This is a genomic window from Candidatus Avoscillospira sp. LCP25S3_F1 (assembly GCF_052117125.1).
Lineage (GTDB): Bacteria > Bacillota > Clostridia > Oscillospirales > Oscillospiraceae > Avoscillospira_A.
In genome coordinates, this window is sequence record NZ_JBQKJT010000001.1 from 103,777 (window position 1) to 130,153 (window position 26,377).

At 61.3% G+C, this 26,377-nt stretch carries 30 protein-coding genes; 5 read left to right on the top strand and 25 right to left on the bottom strand.

Annotated features, from left to right (window positions below):
• Window positions 1–335 precede the first annotated feature (335 nt).
• The 9 genes from ACTQ33_RS00550 to ACTQ33_RS00590 all read right to left on the bottom strand — a co-directional run bounded on the left by ACTQ33_RS00550 (window position 336) and on the right by ACTQ33_RS00590 (window position 8,583).
• Complete coding sequence (locus ACTQ33_RS00550; protein ID WP_441461180.1) at window positions 336–893, bottom strand: 4'-phosphopantetheinyl transferase family protein; 558 nt, start codon at window positions 891–893, stop codon at window positions 336–338.
• A 93-nt stretch (window positions 894–986) separates the two neighbouring features.
• A complete protein-coding gene (locus ACTQ33_RS00555) occupies window positions 987–1,259 on the bottom strand; it encodes a zinc-ribbon domain containing protein (RefSeq protein WP_441461181.1) in 273 nt (90 codons plus the stop codon).
• A gap of 84 nt (window positions 1,260–1,343) precedes the next feature.
• Entirely contained in the window at window positions 1,344–1,976 is a 633-nt protein-coding gene (locus ACTQ33_RS00560) for a sigma-70 family RNA polymerase sigma factor (protein ID WP_441461182.1), read from the bottom strand.
• 74 nt (window positions 1,977–2,050) lie between these two features.
• Window positions 2,051–3,409 (bottom strand): phosphoglucosamine mutase, encoded by a 1,359-nt coding sequence (gene glmM, locus ACTQ33_RS00565; RefSeq protein WP_441461183.1) that lies wholly within the window; start codon window positions 3,407–3,409, stop codon window positions 2,051–2,053.
• Between the two features lie 358 nt (window positions 3,410–3,767).
• Window positions 3,768–4,805: a Holliday junction branch migration DNA helicase RuvB gene (ruvB, locus tag ACTQ33_RS00570; protein WP_441461184.1), complete on the bottom strand. Its 1,038-nt coding sequence runs from the start codon at window positions 4,803–4,805 to the stop codon at window positions 3,768–3,770.
• 12 nt (window positions 4,806–4,817) lie between these two features.
• Window positions 4,818–5,429, bottom strand: coding sequence for a Holliday junction branch migration protein RuvA (gene ruvA, locus ACTQ33_RS00575; RefSeq protein ID WP_441461186.1), 612 nt, complete (start codon window positions 5,427–5,429; stop codon window positions 4,818–4,820).
• Window positions 5,430–5,433: 4 nt separating this feature from the next.
• Window positions 5,434–5,943: a crossover junction endodeoxyribonuclease RuvC gene (gene ruvC, locus ACTQ33_RS00580; protein WP_441461188.1), complete on the bottom strand. Its 510-nt coding sequence runs from the start codon at window positions 5,941–5,943 to the stop codon at window positions 5,434–5,436.
• Window positions 5,940–6,125 (bottom strand): hypothetical protein, encoded by a 186-nt coding sequence (locus ACTQ33_RS00585; RefSeq protein ID WP_441461190.1) that lies wholly within the window; start codon window positions 6,123–6,125, stop codon window positions 5,940–5,942. The genes ruvC and ACTQ33_RS00585 overlap by 4 nt, the downstream gene beginning before the upstream one ends.
• Before the next feature lie 355 nt (window positions 6,126–6,480).
• Window positions 6,481–8,583 carry a glutamine synthetase III family protein gene (locus ACTQ33_RS00590; RefSeq protein ID WP_441461192.1) on the bottom strand — a complete coding sequence of 701 codons (2,103 nt, stop codon included), beginning with the start codon at window positions 8,581–8,583 and terminating at the stop codon, window positions 6,481–6,483.
• A 156-nt stretch (window positions 8,584–8,739) separates the two neighbouring features.
• Here ACTQ33_RS00590 and ACTQ33_RS00595 point away from each other — a divergent pair, with 156 nt between their 5' ends.
• Both ACTQ33_RS00595 and ACTQ33_RS00600 read left to right on the top strand, forming a co-directional pair.
• Window positions 8,740–9,417 (top strand): DUF421 domain-containing protein, encoded by a 678-nt coding sequence (locus ACTQ33_RS00595; RefSeq protein ID WP_441461193.1) that lies wholly within the window; start codon window positions 8,740–8,742, stop codon window positions 9,415–9,417.
• The gene (locus ACTQ33_RS00600; protein WP_441461194.1) at window positions 9,414–9,794 is read left to right on the top strand and encodes a DUF4363 family protein; all 381 of its coding nucleotides are present in this window, start codon (window positions 9,414–9,416) and stop codon (window positions 9,792–9,794) included. The genes ACTQ33_RS00595 and ACTQ33_RS00600 overlap by 4 nt, the downstream gene beginning before the upstream one ends.
• 83 nt (window positions 9,795–9,877) lie before the next feature.
• Here the strand turns inward: ACTQ33_RS00600 and ACTQ33_RS00605 are convergent, their stop codons facing one another.
• From ACTQ33_RS00605 to ACTQ33_RS00650, 10 genes are all read right to left on the bottom strand, one after another.
• Window positions 9,878–11,326 carry a methyl-accepting chemotaxis protein gene (locus ACTQ33_RS00605; protein ID WP_441461195.1) on the bottom strand — a complete coding sequence of 483 codons (1,449 nt, stop codon included), beginning with the start codon at window positions 11,324–11,326 and terminating at the stop codon, window positions 9,878–9,880.
• A gap of 96 nt (window positions 11,327–11,422) precedes the next feature.
• Window positions 11,423–11,866: a hypothetical protein gene (locus tag ACTQ33_RS00610; protein ID WP_441461196.1), complete on the bottom strand. Its 444-nt coding sequence runs from the start codon at window positions 11,864–11,866 to the stop codon at window positions 11,423–11,425.
• A gap of 137 nt (window positions 11,867–12,003) precedes the next feature.
• Complete coding sequence (locus tag ACTQ33_RS00615) at window positions 12,004–12,327, bottom strand: hypothetical protein (protein WP_441461198.1); 324 nt, start codon at window positions 12,325–12,327, stop codon at window positions 12,004–12,006.
• A gap of 65 nt (window positions 12,328–12,392) precedes the next feature.
• Window positions 12,393–12,848: a transcriptional regulator NrdR gene (gene nrdR / locus ACTQ33_RS00620; protein ID WP_441461200.1), complete on the bottom strand. Its 456-nt coding sequence runs from the start codon at window positions 12,846–12,848 to the stop codon at window positions 12,393–12,395.
• Window positions 12,849–12,933: 85 nt separating this feature from the next.
• The gene (locus ACTQ33_RS00625; protein ID WP_441461202.1) at window positions 12,934–13,200 is read right to left on the bottom strand and encodes a DUF6514 family protein; all 267 of its coding nucleotides are present in this window, start codon (window positions 13,198–13,200) and stop codon (window positions 12,934–12,936) included.
• Window positions 13,201–13,228: 28 nt separating this feature from the next.
• Window positions 13,229–14,029, bottom strand: a complete 801-nt coding sequence (spo0A, locus tag ACTQ33_RS00630) for a sporulation transcription factor Spo0A (RefSeq protein ID WP_441461204.1) — start codon at window positions 14,027–14,029, stop codon at window positions 13,229–13,231.
• A 328-nt stretch (window positions 14,030–14,357) separates the two neighbouring features.
• Complete coding sequence (gene feoB, locus ACTQ33_RS00635) at window positions 14,358–16,415, bottom strand: ferrous iron transport protein B (RefSeq protein ID WP_441461206.1); 2,058 nt, start codon at window positions 16,413–16,415, stop codon at window positions 14,358–14,360.
• Window positions 16,406–16,654: a FeoA family protein gene (locus ACTQ33_RS00640; protein ID WP_441461208.1), complete on the bottom strand. Its 249-nt coding sequence runs from the start codon at window positions 16,652–16,654 to the stop codon at window positions 16,406–16,408. Before ACTQ33_RS00640 ends, feoB begins: the two co-directional genes overlap by 10 nt.
• A 375-nt stretch (window positions 16,655–17,029) precedes the next feature.
• A complete protein-coding gene (locus ACTQ33_RS00645) occupies window positions 17,030–17,455 on the bottom strand; it encodes an ImmA/IrrE family metallo-endopeptidase (RefSeq protein ID WP_441461210.1) in 426 nt (141 codons plus the stop codon).
• 3 nt (window positions 17,456–17,458) lie between these two features.
• Window positions 17,459–17,788 carry a helix-turn-helix domain-containing protein gene (locus ACTQ33_RS00650; RefSeq protein ID WP_441461212.1) on the bottom strand — a complete coding sequence of 110 codons (330 nt, stop codon included), beginning with the start codon at window positions 17,786–17,788 and terminating at the stop codon, window positions 17,459–17,461.
• A gap of 278 nt (window positions 17,789–18,066) precedes the next feature.
• Here ACTQ33_RS00650 and ACTQ33_RS00655 point away from each other — a divergent pair, with 278 nt between their 5' ends.
• Genes ACTQ33_RS00655 through ACTQ33_RS00665 form a run of 3 tightly spaced genes read left to right on the top strand, consistent with a single transcriptional unit; the run spans window position 18,067 to window position 18,865 of the window.
• On the top strand, window positions 18,067–18,300 hold the full coding sequence (locus ACTQ33_RS00655; RefSeq protein ID WP_441461214.1) for a helix-turn-helix domain-containing protein: 234 nt from the start codon (window positions 18,067–18,069) through the stop codon (window positions 18,298–18,300).
• Window positions 18,279–18,485: a hypothetical protein gene (locus ACTQ33_RS00660; protein ID WP_441461215.1), complete on the top strand. Its 207-nt coding sequence runs from the start codon at window positions 18,279–18,281 to the stop codon at window positions 18,483–18,485. The genes ACTQ33_RS00655 and ACTQ33_RS00660 overlap by 22 nt, the downstream gene beginning before the upstream one ends.
• Window positions 18,482–18,865 carry a hypothetical protein gene (locus ACTQ33_RS00665; protein ID WP_441461217.1) on the top strand — a complete coding sequence of 128 codons (384 nt, stop codon included), beginning with the start codon at window positions 18,482–18,484 and terminating at the stop codon, window positions 18,863–18,865. Before ACTQ33_RS00660 ends, ACTQ33_RS00665 begins: the two co-directional genes overlap by 4 nt.
• A gap of 677 nt (window positions 18,866–19,542) precedes the next feature.
• Here ACTQ33_RS00665 and ACTQ33_RS00670 read toward each other — a convergent pair.
• From ACTQ33_RS00670 to ACTQ33_RS00695, 6 genes are all read right to left on the bottom strand, one after another.
• Window positions 19,543–21,141 carry a hypothetical protein gene (locus ACTQ33_RS00670; RefSeq protein WP_441461218.1) on the bottom strand — a complete coding sequence of 533 codons (1,599 nt, stop codon included), beginning with the start codon at window positions 21,139–21,141 and terminating at the stop codon, window positions 19,543–19,545.
• Between the two features lie 18 nt (window positions 21,142–21,159).
• Window positions 21,160–21,579 (bottom strand): hypothetical protein, encoded by a 420-nt coding sequence (locus ACTQ33_RS00675; RefSeq protein WP_441461220.1) that lies wholly within the window; start codon window positions 21,577–21,579, stop codon window positions 21,160–21,162.
• Between the two features lie 69 nt (window positions 21,580–21,648).
• Window positions 21,649–23,448: a hypothetical protein gene (locus ACTQ33_RS00680; protein WP_441461222.1), complete on the bottom strand. Its 1,800-nt coding sequence runs from the start codon at window positions 23,446–23,448 to the stop codon at window positions 21,649–21,651.
• A 4-nt stretch (window positions 23,449–23,452) separates the two neighbouring features.
• A complete protein-coding gene (locus tag ACTQ33_RS00685; protein WP_441461224.1) occupies window positions 23,453–24,208 on the bottom strand; it encodes an N-acetylmuramoyl-L-alanine amidase in 756 nt (251 codons plus the stop codon).
• A complete protein-coding gene (locus ACTQ33_RS00690; RefSeq protein WP_441461226.1) occupies window positions 24,205–24,681 on the bottom strand; it encodes a phage holin family protein in 477 nt (158 codons plus the stop codon). Before ACTQ33_RS00690 ends, ACTQ33_RS00685 begins: the two co-directional genes overlap by 4 nt.
• The gene (locus tag ACTQ33_RS00695; RefSeq protein ID WP_441461227.1) at window positions 24,671–26,377 is read right to left on the bottom strand and encodes a hypothetical protein; all 1,707 of its coding nucleotides are present in this window, start codon (window positions 26,375–26,377) and stop codon (window positions 24,671–24,673) included. Before ACTQ33_RS00695 ends, ACTQ33_RS00690 begins: the two co-directional genes overlap by 11 nt.

Genomic DNA, 26,377 nt, shown 5'->3' on the forward strand with positions numbered 1-26,377 from the left:
CCGGGGCTCTGCCCCTGGACCCCGCGATTTTTTGAAAAAAATCGAATAAAACTTTTAAATGTTGGGATTTTGAGTTTTTTTATAGTGGTTTGGTGCGGTGGGTCTGAATTGGTGCGGAAACGCTCTCAATCCATGCTTCGCATTGTTGCGGTGAGAGGGCCAAAAGCCCCACAGCCCCGCCAGCAGATGGTTCGTATATCTGTAGGGTGGGAGTCATATGTCCCACCGCTGGTATATATTCGCTTGGTACACCGGTCCTCCGCTCACCTGCCATGGGAAGAACTCGAAAGTAAAAACGTCCACGGTGGTTCTTCAAAACCGCCGCGGACGTTTTTTTAAATTCTATGGATGCCATCGGGTTGGACCATCTGCCACGCCACTGTCTCCGACAACGGTGCGCACACCGTCACTAAGACACCGTCGATCTCTCGGGTATAAAAATGGACGTGGGTATTTTCCACTCCGATCCGCCCCTCCCGGAATTGCAGCACAACGTTTTTGGGACAACCCTGAAGCCCCGCTCCCGTCAGCTTTACCCAGGCTTCTTTCGCCGTCCACAGCTGCAAAAACGCTCGATCCCGGTCCGGCTGTTCGTCAATCCATGCCAGTTCCGCCGGGTTCATGGTCCGCTCCAGGACCCGCGGCAGCACCGGCCGCACCGTTTCGGCGTCGATGCCCACCACGTGGCTCGACAGAGCGCAAAAAGCCATGGTCTTTGTATGTGTCAGGGAGAATTCCAGGGCATTGCGGACAAAATAGGGCTTTCCCGTCTCGGTTCGGTCAATGGGCGGCAACGGCGAACCGGCCACCTGTTCATAGGCCCGGGTCAGCAGGTCGTAGGCCATTTCATGGCCTCCCTGCCGCGTGGACGGCGCCCCGTAGACGTTGAGCATACACACACCTCCATACGATAGCGTTCCCCTCCAGGGGGAGAAAAAGAGCCGCTGCTTTTGGCAGCGGCTCCCTGGTTGGTCGGGATGGGACCCTTAGCCCTTCATGCGAGCGAAGCAGTCGCTGCAATACACGGGTCTGTCGGACTTGGGCTCAAAAGGCACCTTTGCCTCACCGCCGCAGGCAGCGCAGGTAGCGGTGAAGAACTCCTTGGGACCACGGGCAGCGTTCTTGCGAGCATCGCGGCAGGACTTGCAGCGGCGGGGCTCGTTCTGGAAGCCTCTCTCAGCGTAGAACTCCTGCTCACCGGCGGTGAACACGAACTCGGAGCCACACTCCTGGCAAACTAAAGTCTTGTCTTCGTACATTGGATGTTACCTCTCTTTTGCTTCTTAGTGATTTGCCCTGCGAAGATGCCCACAAAAAATGCTTGTTGGTCGTCAAAACCAGGGTCAGATGATATTTGCGAACGGCTTTGCCGTTGACGCCGGGGGTTGGAGCCGTGCGATCTTGTGACGGATGCGCTGTACGGCGTTGTCCACACTCTTGGTGGATTTATGAAGAAACTGCGCGATCTCGAGATAGGATAATCCTTCCAGGTAAAGCTCCAGCGTCCGCTGCTCCAAAGGAGTCAGGACGCCGGACAGGCGACGCTGAAATTCTGCGAATTCTTCCCGGCCGATCAACAGTTCCTCGGGGCTTTGCAACGTGGGCGGTGGGTTTCCTTCATCAGGCGGAGCATCCAAAGAGAAGGTATGCAGCGGCAGCGCGTCGTTCAACGGCAGATGCTTGGCCGAACCCGCCGACCGCACGGCGGAAATGAGCCGGTGCCGGATACAGGCGGTGGCAAAGGTACGGAACGACGCCTCGCGCTTTGGATCAAAGTGCGTAACCGCATGGAGCAAACCAATCATACCTTCCTGAATCAGGTCGTCGCCGTCGGCGCCGGCCAGAAAGTAGGACCGGGCACAGCGGCGCACCAGTTTTTCATGGCGGCGCAGCAGCTCTTCCATGGCGCCGTCCCGGTCGGAACAGGCGCCGCACAGCTGCTCATCGGACAATGCTGTGATATCGCTTTGCTTCATGGGTGACTTCCTTTATGGGGTTATTATATGCAGTTGAGCACAATTTGTCAATAGCAATAAAAATATTTTGCTGTTCAATTTGTCTTTTGTGCGTTTTCGACACTGGCAGCCACCAGGGCTACGGCTTTCTCCGCCAGTTCCTGGGTACCGGCTTCGGCCATGACGCGGATGAGCGCCTCGGTGCCGGAAGGACGGACCAGAACACGGCCCTCCTCGCCCAGCATGGCCTCGGCCTCCGCGATGGCGGCTTTCACACCGTCGCTCTCCAGCAGGGCCAGCTTTTCGGCCTTTTCAAAGGGGGCCGTCACATTGACCAGGTGCTGGGGATACTGGGGCACCGTGGCCGCCAGCTGGCTGACGGTCATGCCGGAAGCGCTGAGGATTTGCAGGAACTGCAAGGCCGCCAGCTGGCCGTCGCCGGTGGTCATATGGTTGAGGAAGATGATATGGCCCGACTGCTCGCCGCCGAGAATCAGCCCTTTCTCCCGCATCAGCTCCAGCACATGGCGGTCGCCCACGCCGCTGCACAGCAGGTTCATGTCGTGCGCCTTGGCGAACTTGTGAAGACCCAGGTTGGACATGATGGTGGCCACAAAGCCGTTGTTTTGCAGCTTGCCCTGCTCCTTCAGCCGGGCGGCGCAGATGGCCATGATCTGGTCGCCGTCCACGGTGCGGCCTCTTTCATCCACCACCAGGCAGCGGTCCGCGTCGCCGTCAAAGGCGATGCCCACATCGTAGGCGCCTTCCACCACCCGCTTGGCCAAATCCTCCAGATGGGTGGAGCCGCAGTTGGTGTTGATGTTGGTGCCGTTGGGCCGGTCATGAATGTAGGTCACGCTGCAATCAAACCGGTTGAAAATCCGCCGGGCCGTCTTGGACGCCGCGCCGTTGGCACAGTCGATGACAATGCGCAGATCGTGGATTTCCTCCGTGACCGTGCGCACCAGATGGGCCGTGTACTCCTCCAGCGTGTGGTGGCCGTTGAAAATCTGGCCGATGTCCGCGCCCATGCGCACCGGAATCGGACCCCGGGCCAGAACCATCCGCTCAATGGCGTCCTCCAGCTCGTCATTGAGCTTGAAGCCCTGACCGGAGAACATCTTGATGCCGTTGTACTCAAAGGGGTTATGGGACGCGGAGATCACCACACCCGTATCGGCATGGTGCTTCACCGTCAGGTAGGCCACCGCCGGCGTGGGTACCACGCCCAGCTGCACCACCGTGGCGCCGCCGGCACACAGGCCCGCACTCAGCGCCGCTTCCAGCATATCCGAGGAAATGCGCGTATCTTTACCGATGGCCACCACCGGCTGGCTGCCCTTCTGCTGCCACAGCTGATACGCCGTGGCCTGACCCACCCGGTAGGCCAGCACGTTGTCCAATGTATCGTTGGCAATGCCGCGAATGCCGTCTGTTCCAAATAAAGTACCCATAGTCCTATACCTCCTGTTTTCGATACTGCGTTATGGGGGGTTTCGCCCGTTGCGACGGGCGACCGGGGCTTTGCCCCTGGACCCCACAATTTTTTGAAAAAAATTGAGTAAAACTTTTAAATGTTGGGATTTTGAGTTTTTTTATAGTGGTCTGGTGCGGTGGTTCTAAATTGGTGCGGTAAGGTTCTCAATCCATGCTTCGCATTGTTGCGGTGGTGAACAGCAGTCCCCCACATCTACGGCACAAAGCGCGAAAAGTTTTGGTCGAGCTTTTTCAAAAGCTCGCGGTTTCCAAAGGCAGCGCCTTTGGTCGCGCCGCGCACGGCGCGAAATTCCCCTTCCGCATCCGCAAGGGTGCTCAGATGCTGAACTGCTGTTGGCCTTCCCGCTCCAGATGTAGGTGGTCGTAGGCCAGCTGCGTGACACACCGGCCCCGGGGGGTGCGCGTCAGAAAGCCGATCTGCATAAGGTACGGCTCGTACACGTCCTCCAGGGTGACGGCTTCCTCGCCAATGGTGGCCGCCAGGGTTTCCAGACCCACGGGGCCGCCGCCGTAATTGGTGATGATGGCCGTCAGCATCCGCCGGTCGATGGCGTCCAACCCCAGATGGTCAATTTCCAGCTGGGTCAGCGCATGGTCGGCGGCCTCCTTGGTGATAACGCCGTCGTAATAGAGCTGGGCGAAATCCCGGACGCGGCGCAGAATGCGGTTGGCGATGCGGGGCGTACCACGGGAACGGGACGCGATTTCCGCCGCGCCTTGGGGGTCGATTTCCATTTGCAGCAGCGTGGCGCTGCGGGTGACGATGCGGCTCAGTTCCTCCTGGGTATAGAGCTCCAGGCGAAGCTGGACGCCGAAGCGGTCCCGAAGGGGCGAGGAAAGTTGTCCGGCCCGGGTCGTGGCCCCCACCAGGGTAAACCGGGGCAGATCGAGACGGATGGAATTGGCCGACGGGCCTTTGCCGATCATAATATCGATGACAAAGTCCTCCATGGCCGGGTAGAGGATTTCCTCCACAGCCCGGTTCAGCCGGTGGATCTCATCGATGAACAGCACGTCGCCGGGCTGCAAATTGGTCAGCAGCGCCGCCAGGTCGCCGGCCTTTTCAATGGCCGGGCCGGAGGTCACGCGCATATTGACGCCCATTTCATTGGCGATGACGCCGGCCAACGTGGTTTTGCCCAGTCCCGGCGGACCGTACAGCAAAACGTGGTCCAGAGGTTCCGCGCGGCGGCGGGCCGCCTCGATATAGACCGAAAGATTGCCCTTGGCCTTTTCCTGGCCCGTGTAGTCCATCAGCGTCCGGGGACGCAGGGAAAATTCTCCCTCGTCCTGGGGCGTCATGGATGCGGTCACCAGTGGGGCCTCGAACTCCTCGGAAAAATCAATACTCAAAGGCCCACCTCCTTACTGCCGGACCATGGCCCGGAGACAGGTACGGACGATGTCCTCCACGCTGAGGGCTTCCACGTCCACGCCCCGGAGGGCCAGACCGATTTCCGATTGGCTGTAGCCCAGAACCGTCAGGGCCGCCGTGGCTTCGGCCAGCTTGCCGCCGCCCCCTGCGGGAAGGACTGCGGCGGCGGGACCGGCAGAGGCGTCAAAATGAGCCTGCTCCCCGGCGATTTTGTCTTTCAGCTCCAGGATGATGCGCTGGGCCAGCTTTTTGCCCACGCCGGGGGCGGCGGTCAGCGCCTTTTCGTCCCCCGTCACCACGGCCAGGGTAAACCGGTCGGGGGTGGTGGTGGACAGAATGGCCAGGGCCGCTTTCGGACCCACGCCGGACACGCCGATGAGCCGTTCAAAGCAGGTCCGTTCCTCTTTGGTGGCAAAGCCGAAAATGTCCACGGCATCCTCCCGGATGGCACAGTGGGTAAAGAGCTTTTGTTCCTGCCCCACTTTCAGCTGGGACTGGGTGTAGGAGGTCGTATAACAGGCGTAGCCCACGCCGCCGCAGTCCACAACGGCCAGGCCCGCCTCCAATGCGGTAACCGTACCGCGGAGATAGTAAAAAAGCATAGTCTCACCTTCCGACGGCTCCCCCGCCGGCGCGGGCCAGCAGCGATGTGGCGCTGCGGCCGTGACAGAGGGCCAACGCCAGGGCGTCGGCGGCGTCGTCGGGGCGCGGGAGACGTTCCAGTTTCAGCAGGCGGCGGGTCATGTCCATGACCTGCCGTTTTTCGGCCTTGCCGTAGCCCACCACAGCCTGCTTCACCTGCATGGGCGTATACTCATAAAGGGGCAGTCCCGCCTGGGCGATGGCCAGCAGAATCACGCCCCGGCCATGGGAGACCCCAATGCCGGTGGTGACGTTGTGGCCCCAGAACAGCTCTTCCACGGAAACCGCGTCGGGCTGTAAGGTCTGGAGCAGCTCCGTCATGTCGTTGTAGATCATGACGAGACGGGCGGAAAACTCCAGCTCCGGCGGCGTGGTGATGGCTCCATAGCGGAGCATACGGGGCACGCCCCGCGTAAATTCCACCAGTCCAAAGCCTATGGTGGCAAAGCCCGGATCAATGCCTAAAATTTTCATGACAGCGTCATCTGCAAATAGCAGAGATTGATGATACCCAGAATGACAATGGCGATGAGCGCCCAGGCAAAGACGATCTGCCAGCGGGGTCTGGGGGTGTATTTCTCCGGGTCCTGGAACTGCTTCCGCTCATAGTCGATACGGGCCTGTTCCATGGCCTCGGTGGTGTGGTCGTCGTGCATTTTGGCTCACCTCAACGCCCAGTATACCACATTTTTCAGAAAAAAGCCACAAGAAATTGGGCGATCTGCGTGGGGCATCGGCAATCCACCCAAACCGCAAAAACGGGAGATGTACCAGCCGATTCGATGGTACATCTCCCGATGACTTCCGCAACAATGCGAAGCATGGATTCAGAGCAATTCCCAACACCCGGCAATGGATTCCTGCGGAATCCATTGCCAGATAAAAGTTTTACTCGATTTTTTTCAAAAAATCGCAGGGGTCCAGGGGGCAGCGCCCCCGGTCGCGCCTCGCAAGGCGCGAAACTCCCGCCCGTCGCAACGGGCGAAACGCCCCTTGCCGCGGTCTCCCCTCTTACACCTCGAACATCAGATCGCCGTAGGTGGGCACCGGCCAGAGGTCCTTGTCCACCAGAAGCTCCAGTTCGTCCACGGGGGCGCGGAGAGCGGCCATGGCGGGCATGACCTGGTCGTGGAAGGCGTTGGCCATTTCCGGGACATTCTCCAGGGCCATGGTTTCCGTCACGACTTTCTCCAGGGCGGCCAGGGCCTCATGGGTCTCGGCCAGCAGGTCGGAGCAGCGGGTCAGCAGGTCCTGCTGGGTGGTCACATCGGCGGTGGGGCAGGCGGCCTTGACCGCGTTGATGGAATTGGCAAGGCCCGTCACAAACTGAATTACCGTGGGGATGTAGTGCTTACCGGCCATGTGGATCATGGTCTGGGCCTCGATATGGACGGTCTTGGCATAGGTCTCGTACATGACCTCCTCGCGGCTCTCCAGCTCGGCTTTCGTGAAGATGCCGAACTTCTCAAAGAGGGCCACGGACTTTTCGGTGGTCAGGGCCGGGACGGCGGCCACCATGGATTTGAGGTTGGGCAGGCCGCGGCGGGCCGCTTCGGCCACCCACTCATCGGAATAGCCGTTGCCGTTGAAAATCACGCCGGAGTGCTCGATCATATAGCGGGCCACCAATGTCTTTGCATCGTGGACAAAGTCATGGGCCTTTTCCAGGATGTCGGCGGCCTCGCAGAAAGCCTCGGCCACAATGGTGTTCAGGGTGGTATTGGCATTGGCGATGGAATCGGAGGAACCCACCATGCGGAACTCAAACTTGTTGCCGGTGAAGGCAAAGGGCGAGGTACGGTTGCGGTCGGTGGCGTCCTTATTGATCACGGGCAGGGTGGAGACGCCCGTATCCAGCTTGCCGCTCTGAAGCACACCGGCAGCCACGCCGGAGTGGGTGATCTGCTCCACCAAATCCCCCAGCTGATCGCCCAGGAAGATGGACACGATGGCCGGAGGGGCCTCCTGCGCGCCCAGACGGTGATCGTTGCCGGGGCAGGCGGCGGCGTTGCGCAGCAGGTCGGCATGGACGTCCACGGCCTTGACGATGCAGGCCAGAATCAGCTGGAACTGCAAATTCTCATTGGGCTTGGGGCCGGGGTCCAGAAGCCGCAGGCCGTCATCGGTGCTGATGGACCAGTTGTTGTGCTTGCCGGAGCCGTTGACACCGGCATAGGGCTTCTCATGGAGCAGGCACACCAGATCGTGCTGGGTGGCCACGCGCTTCATGGTCTCCATGGCCAGCTGGTTCTGGTCCACGGCCACGTTGGCGTCAGAGAAAATGGGAGCCATCTCATGCTGGGCCGGGGCCACCTCATTGTGCTGGGTGGTGGCGGTGATGCCCATTTTCCACAGTTCCTCGTTGAGGTCCTTCATATACGCGCCGACGCGCTCGCGGATGACGCCGAAGTACTGATCGTCCAGCTCCTGGCCCTTGGGGGCCTTGGCGCCGAACAGGGTGCGGCCCGTATAGATCAGGTCCCGGCGCTTGAGGTATTTCTGACGGTCCACCAGAAAATATTCCTGCTCCGCGCCCACAGAGGGGAGGACCTTCTTGGATGTGGTGTTGCCAAAGAGCCGCAGAAGACGCAGGGTCTGCTCGTTTAGAACCTCCATGGACCGCAGCAGCGGCGTCTTGTTGTCCAACGCCTCGCCGGTGAAGGAGACGAAGACCGTGGGGATGCACAGCACCGCGCCGCAGGCCTGCTCCTTGATAAAGGCCGGGGAGGTCATGTCCCAGGCCGTGTAGCCTCTGGCGTAATGGGTGGCGCGCAGGCCGCCGGAGGGGAACGAAGACGCATCGGGCTCGCCCATGATGAGCTGCTTGCCCGTCAGCTTGAGGATGGTCTTACCGGCCACGGGCGGCGTCAGGAACGAATCGTGCTTCTCGGCGGTAATACCGGTGAGGGGTTGGAACCAGTGGGTATAGTGGGTGGCGCCCTTGCTGACGGCCCAGTCCTTCATGGCGTTGGCCACGACGTCGGCGGTCTGCATGCTCAACTGGCCGCCGTTTTGCAGCACGTTCATGACCTCGGAAAACTCCTTGGTGGGAAGCCACTGCTTCATGACGGTTTCGCTGAAGATGTTCTGGCCGAAGATCTCTGCAATGTTCATGGTGTCCTTACCTCTTTCCCGGTCCCGTTCGGACCTGTAGTTTTTTACAGAATACCGCATTTTTGCAGCAAATGCAAGATTTGCTTTCACGCTTTAGTCCCCTGTGGCACATAATCGGCAAAATCACGCAGATACTGTTTTTGAGAGGTGGAATCTATGTTTATTTCTTACATTCGTACCATCATTTTATATGTGCTGCTCATTGCCGCCGTCCGTCTCATGGGCAAGCGGCAGCTGGGCGAACTGGAGCCGACGGAATTCGTGGTGGCCATCCTCATTGCCGATCTGGCCTCGGTACCCATGCAGGACATCGGCATTCCCCTGTTCGCCGGCGTCATCCCCATTTTAACGGTGCTGTCCATCGAACTGATTTTTTCCGTTTTGTCGATCCGGTTCCGGCCCGTCCGGAAATTCCTTTCCGGCAGCCCCGTGATGCTGATGGAAAACGGTCAGATTTTGGTGCAGAACCTCATGGAGACGCGGCTCACGGTGGATGAACTGATTCAGCATTTACGGGCCCAGGGCATTCTCGATCTGAGCACGGTCCAGTATGCCATCATGGAGGTAGATGGCAAGATCAGCGCCATTTTGGACCCCAAGTATCAGCCCCCCACGGCCCAGGACCTGCAAGTCCATGTGGACGCAGCGGAAATGCCCGTGGCCGTCATCAGCGACGGCGTCATTCTCGACGAGCAGCTCAAAGCGTCGGGCCGGAACCAGGCCTGGCTGGACAAGCAGCTGCGCCACTTCGGCTGTAAGGCCCAGGAGGTCTTCCTGCTGACGGTGACCAAAAGCGGCAAGCTGTACCTGTGCCGTCAGGAGGTGGACGCATGAAGCATCTGACCATGGGCATCGTGATTTTGCTGCTCTGTCTTGCCACCTGCTGCACCTCCCTTTTGGTGCTGAACCGCTGGACCACCCACGCCACCTCCCGTCTGGAACAGGCGTTGGAGATGGCCGACCGGGAATATTTCGACGAGGCCGAAGCGCTGGTGACGGAAACGTGGGAGTTCTGGCGCCGCCGCCGGGGCTTTTTCGGTATGGTTCTGCGCCACGCCGAAGCCGATCAGGTCAACTCCACCTTCCGGCAGTTGGTGGAATACGCCCAAAACGGCTGTGCCGAGGAATTTGAACCCACCTGCGCCGACCTGATCGAACAGATCAACCATCTGTGCGACATGGAAAAGCCCTACTATTATAATGTGCTATAGCCGCCGCCCGGTTCCCCATACAAGCAGCAGCCCCGGATTCCCAAGGGAATCCGGGGCTGCACAATGTACATATGGTTCTCGATTCAAATCTGGAATTTCCCCACCAGATTTTTCAGCATGGCCGCCTGACCGTTCATCTCTTCACTGACGGCGGCGCTCTCCTCGGCGGTGGCAGAGTTGTTGCAGACCACGCCGGAAATCTGCTCCAATCCCTGGCTCACCTGTGCCAGGGATTCGCCCTGCTCCTTGGCGGCCTGGGCAATCTTCGTCATGGCCGCCACCGTATTGGACGCATATTCTGCCGTCTGGTTGACGACCTCCACCGTATCGCCCACCAGATCGGTCCCCCGCTCCACCGACTGGATGGAACTGCGGATCAATTCCTGGGTCTTCCGGGACGCCTCCGCCGACTTCCCGGCCAGACTGCGGACCTCGTCGGCCACCACGGCAAAGCCCTTGCCCGCCGTACCGGCCCGGGCGGCCTCCACCGCCGCGTTGAGGGCGAGAATATTGGTCTGGAACGCGATGTCGTCGATGGTCTTGATGATCTCCTGAATGTTGAAGGAACTCTGTTTGATCTCCTCCATGGCCTCCATCAGTTCCTGCATCTTCCGGCGGCTGTCGTCCAGATTCTTTTTGGCCTCCTGGGCCTGGGCGTTGGAGCTTTCCACATACACGGCGCTGTCGGCCAGCTGGGTAGAAATCTGGTTGGAGAGATCCTCCACCGTGGCGGTCAGCTGCGACACGGCGCTGGCCTGCTCCGTGGCGCCCTGGGCCAGGGCCTGGGCGCTGTTGGACACCTGGGTGGCGCCGGCGTCCACCTGATTGGCCGCTTCGTTGATCTCCCGCAGCGCGTCGCTGACATTCTTCGACATTTTGATGCTGGCATCCAGCAGGGTTCTGTACTCGCCCACATACGCCTCGGGCCGGCTGGGTCTGGCCGTGAAATCACCGGCTGCAAAGGCGCTGAGCATATCGCTTTGGGCGCGCATGACCTGGCTCAGACTGCGGCTGATATCCCGCATATCCGAAGCCAGCTGTCCCAATTCGTCCTGGCTCTGATGCTGGACGTTGATCTCCGACAGCCGCCCCTGCTGGATCAGCCGCAGATTGCCGCTGAGCTCCCGGACCGGCCGGAGGATGATGGTCTGCATACAGAAGAACAGGGCCAGCACCAGCGCCACCACAGTCACCGCGCCGACGGTGCCGTTGGCAAGGAGCATGCTGCTCAGACTGGCCGAATACTCCGTCGCGGGCAGATAGGCCACAATGGTCATATCCTCGTACTGGGACGCGGCGGCCAGATACTTCTGCCCGTCCAGACGGACCCAATCCGCCTGTCCGGCTGCCGCCGTCAGCGCCGCGGCCGCCGTGGCCCCCACCTGGGATGCGTCGCTGTGGGCCACGTACACGCCGTCCTGGACAACGCCCACGGAACCGGTCTCACCGATTTTCATGGACTGGATGCGGTTTTGCAGAGAGAGGACATTGTCCAGCGTCTCCGTCGTCTGCGCATCAATGCCCACCTGCACCAGGCCCTTGCCGCCGTCCAGGGCAACGCCCGTATACTGGACGATCTGGCCGATGGAATTGGCCTGGGGTTCCTGGATGATCTCCAGAGAGGGATCTTACAGCAGTTTCAGAAATTCCCGGGCCTGTTCGGTGGAATTGAAGTTAAAGCCGTAAAAATCCTCCACATTGCTCCAATAGAGGATGCCGTTCTGATCGGCCACATGGATTTCACTGACATCCAACTGGTCGGCCAGCGCCTGAAGCTCCGCCGCGCTGTACTGGGCCGGCGGGGTCATCTGTGCCAGCCGCAGGGAAATCAGTTGCGCCAGCGCCTTTGTCACCGACAGATTGCGGTTTCTCAAATCGCTGAGCACCACGTTCTGGACCTGTTCAGTGACGTTGATTTCCTCTTCCAGGGAAACAATGGTACCCTCGATCTGCTCCCGGTAAATGCTGATGACCTCATTTTTGGCGAAAAAATAGGAGATACCGCCGAGTGCCATCACCGCGCAGATGGAAATGATGGAAAGTGGCAACAAAATTTTGGTGCGTAGTTTCATGGTCCTCTTCCTTTTCCTCAAGTTCTCTGGTGCGGTTTTGCCGCAGGTACGGCAAACGCCCGCATCGTGGCTGCCGAGACAGGGGCCGCCTCCTGCTTCCTGCGCCGCAGCGGCCCGGGCGGAGGCCGGTGCCATATTTATTTTATCATATCCCATCCAACTGGAAAATACAATATGATTCGACAAGATTTTCCTGTTCCAAACCGTCTCTTTTCCGTTTCGGCCCCCACCGGCTGCACCCCGTTATTGCAGAAATTTACGGTTTTTGGTATAATATGCAAGAACTTGTCAATTTTACCATCCCATCCAGAGAGGAGGAACCCATGTCCCACATCCCTGTGCCTCCGGCGGGCCGCCTGGGCAAAATCCAATATGACCCAAATCAAAAGCAGTATTGCGTATGCAAAAACGATCGACGCCCGGGTTTCGAGAGCCATGTGGACGTCGTTTTGCCGTTCCATGGCCTGCTCCCCTGCCCCATCACGCAGCAGCGCCGGAGCCAAACGGCTCCGGCGCTGCGTCTTTTTCACTTCTCCGCAAGAATCTTGTTGAGCTCCTGCATAAACGTATTGATATCCTTGAACTGGCGGTACACCGACGCGAAGCGCACATAGGCCACCTCATCCAGGGGTTTCAACCGCTCCATGACCAGCTCCCCGATCTGGGTGGTGCTGACCTCCCGTTCCAGAGAGTTCTGAATGGTCTGCTCGATCTCATCCACGGCCGCTTCCAGATCCGCCATGGACACGGGACGCTTTTCACAGGCCCGCACCATGCCGCCTAAAATCTTTCCCCGGTCGAAGCTCTGGCGGCTGCCGTCCTTCTTCACCACCACCATGGGCAGACACTCCACCGTCTCATAGGTGGTAAACCGCTTGCCGCACTCCAGACACTCCCGGCGGCGGCGGATGCTCAGACCATCGTCGCTGTGGCGGGAATCCACCACTTTGCTCTCCTGATAGCCGCAATAGGGACACTTCATCTCTCTTTAGACCTCCCGGTTTGACTATGCTAGAGATTATAGCAGATTTCCCCCTGCCGTGTCCACTGTTTCCCTTGGATTCCCGCTATAAAATGTCCTCCAATACGTCCCGCAGCCCCGTGGGCGTCACGGTGGCCTCGGCCAGCAGGCCGATGATGCGGGTCATGGACGAGGCCAGCGGCGTGATACACCCCACAGCACACCGTTCATCCTCCCGGCCCCGCCGCAGCACCACCTCCGTACCATATTGCTCCAGGCCCGCCGCGTACTCGCTGAGCAGATAGTAGTCCAGCTGTACGGACCGGCCTGTCTGGTCGGTGGTCAGGGCTGTGCGTACCAGTGTCTTGTTCATTTGCATTTCCCCTTCTTTTTCCCCTGCCTCAAACGCTCTGGGGCAGCTGCGCGTTTTTCAGCTGCAACTGCAATTTATCCGCGATGAGGGCGATGAATTCGCTGTTGGTGGGTTTCCCCTTGGTATTGGATACGGTGTATCCGAAAAACCGCTGCAACGTCTCCAGGTCGCCCCGGTCCCACGCCACCTCTATGGCGTGACGAATGGCCCGCTCCACCCGGCTGGGCGTGGTGGAAAACGTCTTGGCCACCTGGGGATAGAGCACCTTTGTAATGGCGTTGATGACCTCCATGTCCTCCACCGCAATCAAAATGGCCTCCCGCAGATATTGATAGCCCTTGATATGGGCCGGGACGCCGATCTCATGGATGATGTTGGTGACCATGGATTCCACACTGGCCTGCCGTCCGGCGGAAAGCCGGTCCAGCGACGACGCAGGCGCCTTGGGCTTCTGCCGCGTCTGCCACATCTCCCGCAGACGCTCCACCACCACCGCCGCGTCACAGGGCTTGAGCATCAGATACGATACCCCCATGGTGGAGGTCACATTGGCCACATACTCGGTGATAAAGCTGGACGTTACCAGGATCATGGGGCGCTTCTCCATCTGCGCCACCGCCTGCAATACAGCCATGCCGTCGAGTAGGGGCAGCGCCAAATCCAACACCAACACATCCGGCGTCTGCTCCCGCAGCATTGCCACGGCTCTATGTCCATCCCGGGCTGTTCCGATGAGTTGAAAGCCGCCGGCTCGTTCCATGGCAGTTCGTACTTGCTCACAGAATTCCTCACTTCCGTCGGCGATCAGTGCTTTGATACGTTGTTCCATCTGGTTCCTCTCCTGTCGGTAATTTTGATTCTCCACAAAAGCCGCCGGGTTTCCGATGCCTGCGACACCAATAATTTACCATAATTACCAATATTTTGCAAGTATGAAAAACCAGAATATCCCAATTTTTTATCGACACTTTTTCCAGTTCATTTTCAGGTTATTTTATCAATTCCGATGGTATCCGGAACAAAATTTAATTTTTCGTCAAAAAGGGCGGCGGGTCATATTTCCGGGAAATAGGCAAGTTCCCGACTGGGAATATGGTATCATTGGAAGCCGGAGCATCCAGGCAAACCCACGCCGGCGGCGGGGGCAATCCCCCGCCCTACCCCAGCACTAAATTGACCAGGGCGCAGAGGACCACGCCGAGGGTCGTGGGGGCCAGGGCGGCCAGCAAGGCCCATTTCCAGCTGCCGGACTCCTTACGGATGGTCAGCAGCGTTGTGGAACAGGGCCAGTGACACAGGGAGAACAGCAGGACGCACAGGGCGGTGACCCAGGTCCAGCCGTTGGCGGTGAGCACCTGGCCCAAGGCCGCATAGGTACCCGTATCGCTGAGGGCGCCCTGGGCCTGATAGATCATCACCGCAATGGGAATCACAATCTCATTGGCGGGAAAGCCCAGGAGAAAGGCCAGCAAAACCACACCGTCCATGCCCAGGAACCGCCCCACCGGGTCGAGAAACGCGGCGGCATGGTTGAGCATGCTCACGCCGCCTATGGTCCAGTGGGCCAGAATCCACAGGAGCAGGCCCGCCGGGGCCGCCACGGCCACGGCGCGGCCCAGGACGAACAAGGTCCGGTCCAACAGGGAGCGGACCACCACCTGCCCCACCTGGGGACGGCGGTAGGCGGGCAGCTCCAGCACATAGGACGACGGTACGCCCTTGAGCACGGTCCGGGACAACATCCAGGTCAGCAGGAACGTCAGCCCCACGCCCAAAACCACAAAACCAGTCACCATCAGGGCCGGGACGATGCCGCCCCGCCCGGCGAAAAAGATGGCCGACAGTGCAAGCAGCGTGGGAAAACGGCCATTACAGGGTACCAGATTATTGGTGAGCATGGCCAGCAGCCGTTCCCGGGGGGAATCGATGATGCGGCAGCCCACCACACCGGCGGCGTTGCATCCGAAGCCCATCATCATCGTCAACGCCTGTTTGCCGCAGGCGCGGCACTTTTCAAAGGGTTTGTCGAGGACATAGGCCACGCGGGGCAGATATCCACTGTCCTCCAACAGGGTAAACAGGGGAAAAAAGATGGCCATGGGCGGCAGCATCACCGACACCACCGACGAGAGCACACCGTAAACGCCGTCTATCAACGCACTGCGCACCCAGTCGGGCGCGCCGGACAGCAGCGCGTTCAGCGCCGCGCCGCCACGGTCAAAGAGCGCCGCCAGCCACGACGACGGCACATTGGCCCCGGCCATGGTCAAATAGAAAATCGCCGCCAGAAGCAGCAGCAATACGGGAAACGCCGTCCATTTTCCGGTGAAAATCCGGTCCAGACGGCCCTCCCCTCTGGGAGCCGTCCGGGTGACGGTCTCGGCGCAGATGGCCCGGGCCGTCAGATGCAGCGTTTCCGCCAGGTCCCGCTCCAGCAGGCCCCGGTCCAGGGGGACCGCCAGGGACCGCAGCGGACGGCCCACGGTCTCCTCCAACTGGTCCATCAGGTCCGGTTCCCCTTCCAGAATCCGCAGGGCCACCCAACGGCGGTCCAGATTGCCCAGGTCCACCGATTGCAGCGCGTCCTCCACCTGGGCCGCCGCCGCTTCCACCGCCGCACCGTAGACCGGCCGCAGCGGCGTAGCGTCCCCCGGATCGTCCAGCAGTTCGCCCAACGCCCGGAGAATCCGGCGCAGGGTGGATTTTTTTTGCGCCACGGTGCCCACCACCGGTACCCCCAGCCGCCGGGCCAGAGCCGAAACATCCACGCTCATGCCCCGCCGCCGGGCCTCGTCCAGCAGATTGACGCAGACCACCACGGGCAGACCCGTTTCCATCACCTGCAACACCAGGTGCAAACTCCGTTCGAGACAGGTGGCGTCGCAGACCACCACCGCCGCGTCGGGACGGCCAAAGCAGAGAAAGGACCGGGCCACCTGCTCCTCCGCCGACCGGGCCGACAGGGAATAGGCCCCCGGTATGTCCACCACAATATAATTCCGGCAGCCGTCGGAACAACGGCCCTGGGCATTGGCTACGGTCTTGCCGGGCCAGTTGCCGGTGTGTTGATGTAGCCCCGTCAAACCGTTGAACACGGTGCTTTTTCCCACATTGGGATTGCCCGCCAGGGCAATGACTCGATCTTCGGGGCAGCTTCGGAGATACAGGCCCCGATCCACGGCATACCGGCCCGTGGCCCGCCGCGTCAGTCCCATGGCGCGGCCTCCGTCACCGTGACGGCGGCGCCGTCCATGGCCCGCAGGGCCAGCACCGTCCCCCCCAGCCCGTAGGCCGACGGGTCCCCAAACGGACTGCGGCCCAGACAACGGACCTCTGTCCCTTTTACAAATCCCAGGTCCAACAACCGGCGGCTCAACGGGGCCGCCGGGTCCACAGACCAGACCACAGCCCGCTGTCCGGGCCGCAGCTCCTGTAATCCCAGGGTATTACCCATAGTCATTCGCTCCATTTCCGCAAATAGTCTGGGGTTTCCCCCTGATATCTTATGGCAGGCGCGGTCCGATTGTGTCTGCGGCCCGGTGCGCCGGGTGCTCTTGCCAAACCGGCCCTTGCCGCCCTTGCGCCCGTTTGAAACAGGAAGCGAACTGGGTTCTATTCGATAACAATGCGAAGCATGGATTGAGCACTTTACCGCACTCCTTCCAGCGCACCGCATTCAATCGAATAAATATCTTAAATATCCCAAACTTTAAAAGTTTTACTCGATTTTTTTCAAAAAATCGCAGGGGTCCAGGGGGCAGCGCCCCCGGTCGCCCGCCGCAGCGGGCGAAATTCCCCTTGCACAGGGCGAAATCCCCCCGGCGGCACCTCAGTCATGGACGAGAAATTGTTCATCGGCCAGGTTGCCGCAGCGATAAAAGCAGATGGCTTTCCGGATAAAGTCCTCGGTGAAGCCGAAGTATTCGGCCAGCTGCCAGCATTCTGTAAGGCCGCTGTCCACGGCCTGCTGGAGCTGTTCCGGCGGCAGATAGCGACGGATGGCGTACCGGTCCGCGGCGTTCTCCCGCTTTTGGCGTTCCTCGGCCGTGGCGTCGGCGCCGTAATAGGACCCGGTACAGCTATGAGCCAGCTCATGGGCCGCCACGGTGGTCTCCTCGGCGGTGGTAGCCAGTTTTTCCGTATCGATGGCCATATGGCCCGGCACCGTCATGGCTACGACCTCCTCAAACCGCAGAAAATGAACCTGAATGCCCTGCTCCTCCGCCTCCTCATAGATATGCCACGGTCGGATCACAGGCTATTCCCCCTTCTCCTTGATGAATTGGGCGAATTTCAACACGTCGCGCTTTTGGGCCTCGGTCATGTCCCGGACCTCGCCGAACAGGGCAAACTCCAAGCCATCCAGCTCCACGGACCGGTCCGGTTCCGTCTGTTCGCGGCCCGTGAGCAGATAGTCCACCGACACGTTGAAAAACGACGCGATCTTCAGCAGCAGCTCCTGTTTGGGCGGATTGCCGCTGTTTTTCCACTGGGTGACGCTGGCCCGGTTGAATCCAATGCGCGACGCCGCGCCGCTGGGCGTCAGACCCCGCGACCGGCACAGTTGACAATACACATCGTAGAACATTTTGTTCATCCTCCATCCATTTGCCCCGATGGATGTTTATACCAGTCAACATACCCCCTTGACTTCTTGATATTTTAGGGATATACTGGAATTGTAGTTGATGACCATAAACATCTTCTCTGGGGACCGGCCCGGCGCACGCACCGCTGCCGCCGGTTTTATTGTACCACTGTAGTTTATGATTATCAACGGTTTTTCCAAGTTTTTTCGGTTTTTGTTTTACAATACCACAACAGCTGTCCCATAAAACGGACTGATACAACGGAGGAGGAACGTTCATGGTACGATTTACCCGTTCGGAGCGACTGAAATACCAGCTGGACCGGCTGGGGTACACCCATCAGGAGCTGGCCGACGCCATCGGCTATTCCCGGCCCTATGTGACGGCCATGCTCAACGGGCGGCCCAGTTACCGCTGCCTGCGGGCGGCGGAGGAACAGGTGGCGCGGTGGGAGCGAAAGGAGGGTGCGGTACGGCGGTATGGCGGGCTGTGGCCCCTGAGCTGCCGCTGACGCCGCCGGAGCCCCGGCAGCGGGGCTTCTGCGCCTGGTGCGGCCACGAAATCTACGAAGGAAACGACATTTTCACCGGGGCGGGCCAGATGGTCCACCGGGGGTGCATGGGGCCGATGGCCTGTGAGATGCTGGACCCGGCGGAGCTGGCTGTCCTGTGCGGTTACAGGGAGGAATTGGCATGACAGACACACGACCTCAAATTCGATACATCGTCACCGACCGGTCCACGGGCCGGTTGGTGGCCCGGGGCGGTTCTCAGGACTGCGCCCGGCGGATGGGAATGACATATTCATCCTTTCTGACCATGGCCAGCCGGGCCCGGCGGGGCCATACGCCCTACCGTGTGGACCGGGAGGACGAGACCCAATGGCGGCGGGAGCTGGCACGGCAATGGGACGATTGTTTTGGATGGTACCGGGCGAAGACGCTGGTCTATCCCTGCGACGGGTGCATGAACCGGACGTATTGCGACCATACGGGGCAGTATTGTACGGCCTTTGCCCAGTGGTTTACGGCCCGATATAATGAGGCGGCCCGGCGCTTGCGCACCGCCCGAAACTGACCGCTGCACCCAAACGAAAAAGCTTTTACTGAATTTTTTCTCGAAAAAATTCTGGGGTCCAGGGGCAAAGCCCCGGTCGCCCGTCGCAACGGGCGAAACTCCCGCGCCGCGCAAGGCGCGAAACACCCGCCCGCCGCAGCGGGCGAAACACCCGCCCCGCGCACGGGGCGAAATCCCGCTGGCCGCAGCCAGCGAAATCCCCCATCGTCCCGAACCGCGCCTCGCAAGGCGCGGAATCCCCGGGGCGTCAGCCCCAAAGCCGCCGTCCCCACCCCTCGCGGGGTGGTGGACGGCGGCTTTCCCGTTTCCTCCGAATAAACTGCCGTCCCCCGAACATGGACCAGATGCCCCGCTTCATTGGGGGGCGGGAGGAACCATCGTACCCCGCTACGACATAAGGCCGCCGTCCTCCACCCGCTGACGGGGTGGGGACGGCGGCCTTCGGCTTTGCCGGGGGATTGCGCCATCTGCGGATGGCGCTTTGGAACGATTGGGGATTTCGCCCCGTGCGCGGGGCGGGTATTTCGCCCGTTGCGACGGGCGGGAGTTTCGCTGGCTGCGGCCAGCGGGTGTTTCGCCCGCTGCGGCGGGCGACCAGAGGCGCTGCCTCTGGACTCCGCGATTTTTTGAAAAAAATCGAGTAAAACTTTTTATTTTTGGGTGCTGTGCGGCCTTTTTTACGCGGTATATCCGAATTTGGACAGCAGCCAGGCCACCTCGTCATCGTTGAGCTGGAGGGACGTCTGTTTCCGATACTCCTCGATGGCCTTGCGGGCAAAATTGGGGTCGTTCCGGTTCAGCGATGTGTCGCGCATCTCCAGAATGTTGTTGTACAGCTGCATCACCTTCGATTCGTTGACACCAACCTCCCCCTTGGCCATGCGCCGCTCCAAATCCTGGGCCATGTTCTGGGAAATTCCGTCGCCGTAGCCCAGGCCCTTGAAATAGGCCACCGCCGCCGAATAGGTCCGGCATCCGGCCCGGTAGGCGTCCACCACCGGGTCGCCGCTGCTGCTGGCGCTGCTGCCGGTACTGCCCTTACTGCCGGACGAGGACCCGCCGGAAGATGGCCGCGCGGATGAGCCGGACGACGTCCCCGCAGACGCGCTGGAAGCCACTGTGCTGTCGATCTTGGTATTGGCCGCCTGCCAGGCGGCCTCCATCTGGGCGATCTTGTCCTCGTCCCAGCCCATGAGCTTGCCGTAGGCGCTGTAATCGCCCTGTTTCATCAGAGTTTCCGCCGCTTCCAGGTCCTTTTTATACTGGTCCTGCTGTTGCTCGTACTGCCACTGATCCTGGGTCAGACCCCATTCCCGGTCCTTGTAATACTGGTCCAGCAGGGTCTGGTACTGCTTCAGCGACTGGGACGCGTTGAACTGGCTCTGATTCTGCAATGCCTGGTCCACCCGGACCGCTTCCTCATACAGCGCCTTGAACCGCTCGTAATCGTTGTCGGCCTGGGCCTCCACCAGGGCGTTCTCGTACTCCTTGGCCAGCAACGTCCGCTGGCGCTCAATCTCAGCGTTGGCCGCGCTTTCCGCTGCCTGCAAGGTGCCCAGATTGCTCTGGAGCTGGGTGGCATAGCTCAGGGCCGCCTGGCCCGCCGTGCCGCTGTTGAGACCGTAGGCCGCCGCCGTTTCATTGAATCGCTGCTGCGACAATGCCGACTGGGCCGCCGTATCGTTGCGGGCCGACTGGTAATTGCTCCCCAGCTTCCCCTGCTCCGCCTCCAGACTGGAGAGGTTGTTTTCATAGGCCTCTTTCAGCGCCGCTTTCTGGGCTTCCAGCTGGGCCTTGTACATCTCCTCCAGCTTCTGGCTCTGGTCCTGGGGCTGGTAGGAGATCTGACCGTTCTGCGGCAGCTGAAACTGGGGATACTCCTCAAAGGTCTGGCCCGCCTGGCCCACCCACACGCCGTTGTTATAGGTGACGTTGCCGCCCAGCAGCTCAGCCAACTGCTGGTTCTGCTGGTGGAGCCGGTCCCGTTCGGCGTCGGTGGTGGCATCCCACCAGGCGGCGGAATTGGAATTCATCTGGTCGATGATGGCCTGTTGGAACGAGTTATTGGCCGTAATGCCGCTGGCCGAACCGGAAAAATCATTGGGCCGGGGCGTGCCGATGGACACGCCCCAGCCGCTGGAGGAGGAACTGCCGGAAGACGGCCGCGAGGAGGAACTGGACGAGGAACTGGAGGACGAGCCGCCGGTGGCCGCGTTGATGGCGCCGGAAATGACGCTGCCGATGGTATTGCCGATGATGCTGCCGAAAATACCCATAGAATGTCTCCTTTCGTATCAGGCGTTAAGCCCGCCGTAGGCCGGGGGGATCGTCTCCCAGACCGACGGCAGGTTGGCTCCCAGCTGATAGCGCAGCTCCGCATACCGCTGGGAGAAATAGTTTGCCAGGGCGTCGTTTTCGCCCAGGAGCAGATGGGCCGCCAGACCATAGGGCAGAATGCCCTGGGCCACGCCGTCATCCAGCCCCACATCCTGGTCCATGGCGGTGATCTCCGGCGGAATGGGGCGTTTGCCGTCGTCGGTGTGAACGTAGGTGTCGGAGATGGGATAGACCTCATGGCGCAGGACGTTGAGAATGGACAACGTCCGGAATTCATATTCCCGGGTGTCGGTGGTCTGGGTTTTGCCGGTGCTTTCGTTCTGCTCATCCATCAGATGGATGGCCCGGTCGAAAATCCATTGGGCTGTGGTGGACAAGTTGCGACCTCCTTTCTAAGATGGGTGGATGGTACCGAAGGAACTGGTGCGCCGCGGCGGGGGCAGGCCCTACTTGACATACCCTGTATACCGCACGCGGATGTCCACCCCCAGTACCGTGGTGGTGGCTGCCACATCGTTGATCTCCAGCACCAGCTTATAAAAGGCGAATTTCTTCACCTTCAGCTTCACCCGCTCGATCTGGGGGTTGCGGTTGGTGATAAACGAAAAATGGCGGAAATCCATGGACGTAAACGTTGCCAGCTGCATGGGCACGTATTTGACCGTATAGGTGCTGCGTTTATCGGTCCGGGCGGTGATATACAGCCGGGCATTGCTGTCGGGCTTGATGCTGACCCACAGAATCGTCGAATACTTCCGGCGAAAATCGGCGTCGAAATCCATGTTGCCGCTCTCCCAGCGGCAGGGGATGGGCTGGCCGTCGTCGCTGCGCTCCTCATAGGTGAAGCTGCACACCCGGCCGTCGCTGAGGCCGAAATACACCGCCGCCCCCGCCCGGACGGCGCAGAACACCGGCAGACCCGTATACCGGTACCACACGTCGCCGCCGCTGTCGTACTGGTACCGGTGGACCAGCGTGGTCCCCGCCGCGTCGTTGAGAAACACATAGTATTCCTGCTCCCGCTCGTCGTCGAAGGTCACCACCTGATAGGGGTCGGCGCTGTGCATGGTCTGGGCCACCCGGTCACTGACGATCTTCGCCCGCCGCTCATCCCGGCCCGTGGAGGTCAACTGCCAGTCGTAGAGGTTCCCGGCGTACATGGTCCGGGGCTCGTTGTAGACGGACCGCACCTGTCCCGGCGCTTCGTTGCCGATCTCCCGGTTGATGGGACTGACGTAAAAGCCCGCCGTCACCGTGCCGTCCTCCAGCGTCGTGGCGCTGTACTGGGTGGAAAAGGCCCCGTCGGGCTTGAAAATCATCAGGTACGAAAACTGTTTCATCATACCGGTGACGGGGGTGTTGCCGCTGTCCACGGCGATCTCATAGAGGTCCGGAAAATACTCCGCCGACGGCTGGCCATCCTCGGTGATGCCGGAATAGATGGTCTTGTTGGTGCCGTCGCCGTAGAGGAACACGCGGGTATCGGTGGAGCCGTTGTACGTCTCGGCAAACCGCATGGCCGTCACCTGCGTGCGGAAACTCGCCTTGGCCGTGTACCAGACCTCCACGTTGTTGACGCCCTTGGCCGGGGCCTTCAAAAAGGTGACGGTCCCCTTGGCCGCGTCCACCGTGTACTGGCCCGCTGCCACCGCCACGCCGTTCTGTTCCACCCGGTCGATGGACGCCAGCTGCTGCTCCGGCAAATGAAACTCCAGGGCCGTGCCGTCGGCGGAAAACCGCACCCGGCGCTTGGCCGTCAGCCGGTTGATGTTTTCCAGCTTGGTACCGCCGCCGGTGGGGGTGGCCGCCGTCACCACCAGCGGAATATACCCCTCCACCGTTTTGGCCGTCCCCGTCCCGTCCCACACCAGATATTCATGGCCGTTGAGGATGTACAGTTTATTGGAAAAGGGCAGAAAGGTCACGGCGCTGTCGGTCAGCGACGCCAGCGCCGTTTTTCCTCCGCCGTCGGTCAGCTGCCACACCTGGCCGTCGGCGGCGGCCAGCATCTGCCGCCGTCCGGCCAGGTCGCCGCTCCACAGTCCCCGGACCGGGCCGGTGAACTTCCACAGGGTCTTCAGCCCCGGCCGGATGCGCAGATGGTACTGAGGCGTTACCCGCCAGTTTTCCATGACGGACGCCTCGCCCAGCTGCAGCTGAGTATCGCCGTCCAGGGATTCATTGACCCCCAGAAACCGCTGGATGGCATAATACCGGGTGTCGCTGCCGGTCTGGATGGTGGCCATACCGTCACCGTCCCTTCCCGGCCAGATTGTACAGGGCCTGGGCCAGCTCCTCCCGGGTCACATGGGAACCGTACCGGCCATCGTTGAGGACGCCGCCGGTTTCACACCAGGCCCGGGCCTGGGCCGACCAATCCGCGGCCGGCGCCGCCGCCCGCTCCCGTTCGTACCGCTCCATCATGGCGGTAAATTCCTCATAGGTCATGGGCTTCTCCCCTTTCCATCCCAATGTCTCCGCCGCGGCGTCGGCCAACGCCGCGACCACTTCGTCATAGCGGCGGTCATAGAGGGCCATGTCGTCGCCGTCGTCCAAAAAGCAGACCTCCAGCAGCACCGCCGGGACCCCCTGCCGCCGGGCGGCGGCAATGACCGCCCAGTTCTGACGCTTTACGCCCCGGTTGGGAAACCCCAGCGGTTCCAGCGCCCCGCACAGCGCCGACGCCAGCGCCGTTTCCGTCTCCGTGGTGGTCACATACGCTTCGACGCCCTTGGGCTTGCCGTCGGCGGCCCCGGCGGCGCAGGCGTTGAAATGCAGCTCCAGCACCGCATCGTATTGGGAAAACTGCGCCGTCTGCGTCAGGCGTCCGGCCTGGTAGTCGCTGTAGGCGTTGCGGTCCTCCGGGTACCGGGCCACGGTGCAGCGGCCGGAAAGGGCCTGCTGCACATCCGCCGCCAGACGGCGGGTTTCGTCGGCCTCCCGCCGCCCGTTCCAGACGGCTCCCGGGTCTCCGGCCCCGTGGCCGGCGATGAGCAGCAGGTTCATACCGCCCCACCTCCCAGACCGTTCCCCGCGCCGTCCACGGCGTCTTTGCCCAGGGCCAGCAGCTTCCGCAGCCATCCGGGAATGGGCGCGCCCATGGCGGCGGCGTTTTCCACAATGCTGCCCAGCTCCGTCAGGGCGTACCACACCAGCACCAGAGGCACCAGCAGCCCCGTCTGGGGCATGGACAGCTCCACCACCGGCAGCTGCCGCACCACCGTGGCCAGCACCGTATCCCCCAGCGCCGCCACCAGGACCACCACCACTTCGCCGGTCTTGTGCCAGATGCCCTCCCGGGCCGTCTGACTGCGCCAGGCGCCGCCCTTGAGGGCGGCGGCGGTGCCGGTGGCATAGTCCAGGGCCATGAGGGCCGCCCAGGCCACCACCAGCCAGCCCAACCAGCCCCAAAAGGCCGAAAACGCGCCGATGACCGTGGCCAGTGCGCCTTTCAGCGCCCGCATCCAATCAAACTCCATCGCTCACCCCTCCTGTTGTTATAATGTTGCCGTCGATCTGATTGTCCGTGCCGCCGTCGTCGGGTCCGTACCCCACCAGGACATTGCCGGACACGATGTTTTCGTTGCCGTCCAGGCGCATGGAAAAGTTGTAGCCGGACTGGTTGGCCTTGACGATATTGCCCACAAAGGTGATGCCGCCGTATTCGCCGATGTTGCCGATGTACACGCCGTAGACCCGGAAATAAGCCGACGCGTCAAACAGATTGTTGGTGGCTACGCTGTGGCTCCCGCAGATGGTGGAGTTCATACCGCGAATCCGATTGCAGAAAATCAGGGCTTCCGCACCGTTGTTGAGCAGACCGCCCTCGCCGACGAAGCATCCGTAGACGGTACACCGCGGCGCGGAGACCACAATGCCGCCCTTTTCGCTGGTCCGGCAAAACCGCACGGAGCAATCCTCCGCCGTGGGGTTGACGCCGAGGGCCGTCAGGGCGAAGTTGCGAAAATCCAAACTTTCCAGTACCACCTCTTTGCCGGAGACCTCCACGCCGCAGGCCATGCCGCCGCTGAATCCCTCGCCGGTGGACAGCCACAGGCCCGACAGGGTACACCGGTCGGCTGTGATGCGAACGAAAAATTTCAATCCCGTGATGTTGTAGGCGGTGAATAGCTTGGTGGCCCCCGGCGTGCCACGGATGGTCACGTCGGATTTGTCCAGAATGAACTGTGCCGACAGATGGTACGACCCGTCCAGCAGCCGGATCTCGCCGCCGCTTTCCGGCAGGGCGGCAATGGCCGCCTGTAGCTCCACCTGGTCGTCCACGCCGTCGCAGAGGTAGTCGCAGTCGGTTGCCGTCCAGCCGTCGGCAGCGGAACCCACCACCAGACGGCACGTTCGCGTGCCGCCCACGGCGGCGGACTGGGCCACATCGGCCCAGTATTTGGCGTTGTCCCGGTCCTCGTCGGGCCGGGTACCGGTGCCGCCCACGGCCCAGGACTGGGCGGACTGGGCCGCGTCGGCAGCGGTGGCGGCGGCGGTGGCCGCCGTCTGTGCCGATGCGGCGGCCTGTTCCCCACCGGTGGAAGCCGCTGCCGCCGATTGACCGGCCGCCGTTTCCGAGGCCGCGGCGGCGGCGGCGCTGGCGGCGGCATTCTGGGCCTGTTTCGTGGACTGGGCCACGATGCCCGTGGTGGAATCCACCCGCTGGGCCTCTGCCGCCGCCCGGGCCGCTTCGGCTTCGGCCCGGGCCGTCTCCGCCGTGATGCGGCCCTGCTCCGCCTCCACCCGGGCCAGTTCCTCTCTGGCCCGGCCCGCCTCCTGGGTCCGGCGGGTGTTTTCGCCCTGAATGCGGCCCGTTTCGCCGGATTGCCGCAGATATTCGGCGTGCTCCCGCTCCGCATCCGCGGTCACGCGGGCCTGCTCCGCCGTCACACGGCCCTGCTCCGCCGTGACACGGGCCTGTTCCGCCGCAACGCGGCCCTGTTCCGCCGTCTTGCGGCTGGTCTCCGTGGCATCCAACCCCACCACCTCGGGAATGAGGGTGTCGTTGAGAAACGACTGGATGGCCTTGCCGCCTTCGTCAAACTTGGCTTTCAGCTCCGCCGCCGTCAGACCGCCCACATCGTTGGGCTGATCGTCCAGGGCGGCGATGATGTCCATGTCCTTGAGGAAGTTGGTGATGATGTTCATATCCTTGGTGAATGGCGTTCCCAT